At 59.1% G+C, this 3368-nt stretch carries 2 protein-coding genes and 1 pseudogene; all 3 read left to right on the top strand.

Translation table 11 applies throughout. From position 1 onward, the window contains the following. Positions 1-113 precede the first annotated feature (113 nt). Positions 114-1871: a dihydroxy-acid dehydratase gene (locus tag ACF8FB_RS10610; RefSeq protein WP_367251058.1), complete on the top strand. Its 1758-nt coding sequence runs from the start codon at positions 114-116 to the stop codon at positions 1869-1871. An 8-nt stretch (positions 1872-1879) separates the two neighbouring features. Beyond that, positions 1880-2806 carry a 2-hydroxyacid dehydrogenase gene (locus ACF8FB_RS10605; RefSeq protein WP_392511316.1) on the top strand — a complete coding sequence of 309 codons (927 nt, stop codon included), beginning with the start codon at positions 1880-1882 and terminating at the stop codon, positions 2804-2806. A 458-nt stretch (positions 2807-3264) separates the two neighbouring features. Further along, a pseudogene (locus ACF8FB_RS10600) lies at positions 3265-3368 on the top strand (haloacid dehalogenase type II); the annotation flags it as partial.

Genomic DNA, 3368 nt, shown 5'->3' with positions numbered 1-3368 from the left:
CAGCCGGCGTCGCACCGCTTCCGCTAGAAGCGGTGCGACGCCGTCCCCTATCCCCGGCATGTGGCAACTCTGCCTTGACGAATTTTCCGAACATACGTCCACAAGGTGACCCCATGAGCGATAACGAAATAAAAGATGGTAGGCCGCTACGCAGCGCGCGCTGGTTTCGCAAGGATGACTTGCCTGGCTTCGTGCACCGTTCGACCTTGTCGACCGCCGGCTGGAGCCGCGAAGATCTGATGGAGCGCCCGGTCGTAGGCATTCTCAACACCTGGTCCGATATTAACCCGTGCAATCTCAATCTGCGAACGCTTGCCGAAGAGGTGAAAGTAGGGATTCACGAGGCAGGCGGTATCCCGTTGGAGGTGCCGTTGATGTCGATCAGCGAGAACATCATCAAGCCGACCTCTTTCCCGTTTCGAAACCTGCTGGCTATGGAGGCCGAGGAAACCATTCGCGGATATCCCTTCGATGCGGTAGTGCTCCTTGGTGGGTGTGACAAGACGCAGCCGGCGCTACTGATGGGGGCCGCCAGTGCAGGCGTGCCGTTCATATTCCTTGCCAGCGGCCCGGCGACTCCTCGCTCGGCGACTGGCGGCAATTTGGCAAACGCCACCGGCGTCTGGCGTCTAGTTGATCAACTGCGCGCAGGGGAACTCTCCGAAGGCGATTTCGCAGCATTCGAACGAAGCGTGATGGGCACAGCCGGCCACTGCGCAGAAATGGGTACCGCTTCTTCGATGGCGGTCATCTGCGAGGCCCTGGGTGTGTCGCTGCCCGGCAGTAGCCTGGTCCCGGCGGTCGACCGACGTCGTCATCAGATCGCCCGCGAGGTTGGACGCCGTAGCGTCCGAATGGCCGCCGAAGGAAACCCCCGCCCGAATGAGGTTCTCGATGCGCGTGCCTTTGACAATGCGATAACCCTGCTGTGCGCAGTGGGCGGCTCGACCAACGTTATCATTCACCTATTGGCGCTCGCCGGCCGCATCGGCGTACCGCTGACGTTGGAGCGTTTCGACGAGATAGCCAGACGCGTACCTCTGATTGCCAACGTCCAACCTGCCGGCGAGCACCTGACCGAGCGACTCATGGCCGCCGGTGGCGTACCGGCACTGCTCAAGAGACTCGAACCGTTAATGCACCTGGATGCGCGAACTGTCGACGGTCGTACGGTCGGCGAGATTCTCGAAGCGGCGGAGGTCTTCGATAGCGATGTGATCCGTCCGCTGGACAATCCGGTCAAGCCTGGCGAGACGATGGTCGTGGTTAGAGGCAATCTGGCACCAGATGGTGCAGTAATGAAAACCTGCGCGGCAGACCCTAAGCTGTTCAAGCATCGAGGCCCTGCGGTCGTGTTCGAAGATGTGCAGGCCATTGCCGACCAGATCGATAACCCTGAACTCGGCATCGACGAGAACAGCGTGCTCATTCTTCGTAATGCCGGGCCCGTGGGCGCGGCGATGCCGGAGTGGGGCATGCTGCCTCTGCCGCGCCATCTGATGGAACGCGGTGTGCGCGACATGTTGCGTATCTCGGATGCACGGATGAGTGGGACCGCCTATGGTGCAGCCGTACTGCATGTCTCTCCCGAGGCTGCGATCGGCGGTCCGCTGGCGCTGGTGCAAGACGGCGACATCATCGAACTGGACGTCGCTGAGCGGCGATTGGAGCTCTGTGTCGAGCCGGAAGAGCTCGAACGTCGACGCCTGGCATGGCAACCGCCCCTGTCTCGGCATGTGCGTGGCTATCGCAATCTGTACAACCAACACATCGAACAGGCTCATCAGGGCTGCGACTTCGATTTTCTCCGTGGCGCGAACGAGCAAACGCTTCCTGAGGGGCTCTTCGATGGCTGGGTAGGAGGCTGGTAGGACTAGCTATGAGCATTCTCTATCGATCTGATGCGCCTCGTGCTGCAGCTTGGGCGCACTATTTTCGCAAGTTCGCACCTGACCTCGATTTTCGCGTCTGGCCCGATGCAGGCGACCTTGACGACGTCGAATACCTTATTGCTTGGCAGGCACCAGCGGAGTTTATTGCCAAACTGCCTCGGCTGAAGGTGTTTTTCTCTTCGGGAGCCGGTGTAGACCATGTCGATTTTTCCGCGTTGCCCGAGCATGTGCCCATTGTCAGGATGGTCGAGCCAGGGATCATCGATGGTATGGTCGAGTATGTGAGCCTGGGAGTGTTGGCGCTGCATCGCGACTTTTTCGATTACCAGGCAGCGAAGGCTGCAGGTGTCTGGAATCCGCTGGAGGTACCGCCTGCCTCCAGCCGCACAATTGGTGTGATGGGCATGGGCGCGTTGGGACGGGCTGTGCTGGAGCGGTTGGCGAGTTACGGCTTCGACCTGCGTGGCTGGAACCGTTCGTTGCGAGTAATGGATGGCGTGGAGAGTTTTGCCGGCCCAGATCAGTTGCAACCCTTTCTTGCCGGGTGCGATGTGCTGATCTGCCTATTGCCGCTCACACCAGCCACCAAAGGTATCCTCAACCGCGAACTGTTTTCATTACTACCTGTTGGCGCAGCGCTGATCAATGTTGGGCGCGGTCCGCACCTGGTCGATGCGGACCTGCTCGAGGCATTGGATGCGGGGCAGCTATCGCGCGCTATTCTTGACGTGACTGAGCCTGAGCCTTTGAGTGCAGAGCATCCTTTCTGGGCTCATCCTCGAGTATTTCTGACACCCCATGTGGCGAGCATGACTCAGCCCGAATCGGCCGCGCCGATCCTGCTGGAGAACGTTCGTCGACATCAACGGGGTGAGCCGCTCAAGGACGTCATCGACCGCTCACGCGGCTATTAAAGCGAGCGGCCCTTGCAACAGCGCTGAGCGAGCCGTTTCTAGAGTTGGAGAAGGTTCATCCTTGTAAACCTGGACAGGGATGGAGTTGGGTGGATCGAGACATGAAGAAAGATCAGCGCGGAGATTGCCGTAGACGGCGAGCCAAATAGAGTCAGCATTAAAACGGGCGTTTCCTTTGGACGCCCGTTTGCCGTTTATATCTGGCGCATTTTCTGCGGAAGAGTCGTCTGAAACGGACTTTGACAGAGGCTTCCTGCGTTCCGTGAGGATGCATGGAGCCTGCAAACGCACCGGTTTGGAGCTCCCCGCAAAGTCTGCTGGGGGGGGGGATTAAAACAGTGATTTATGTTGAGTGACTCGCGCTTTTAACGCCATATGCTTGTTTCATGGTGCTGTAATGAAGTTGTGGTGCTGCGACGCTTCGTCGCTTTTATCTACTAACCTTCAGGACTGTCCCTATGAGCCTCATGCGCCCCAAGTACATCACCTTCGACTGCTACGGCACCCTGACCAACTTCCAGATGGGCCCGCTGACCCGCGAGCTGTTCGCCGATCGCGTCAG

The sequence above is a fragment of the Pseudomonas sp. yb_2 genome (genome assembly GCF_043103905.1).
In the GTDB taxonomy this organism is placed as follows: Bacteria; Pseudomonadota; Gammaproteobacteria; order Pseudomonadales; family Pseudomonadaceae; genus Aquipseudomonas; species Aquipseudomonas alloputida.
This window is presented reverse-complemented; position numbering and strand designations above follow the sequence as displayed.

Coding starts and splice junctions, on each gene's coding strand:
- ACF8FB_RS10610 (WP_367251058.1), top strand. CDS start 114: ATGAGCGATAACGAAATAAAAGATGGTAGGCCGCTACGCAGCGCGCGC.
- ACF8FB_RS10605 (WP_392511316.1), top strand. CDS start 1,880: ATGAGCATTCTCTATCGATCTGATGCGCCTCGTGCTGCAGCTTGGGCG.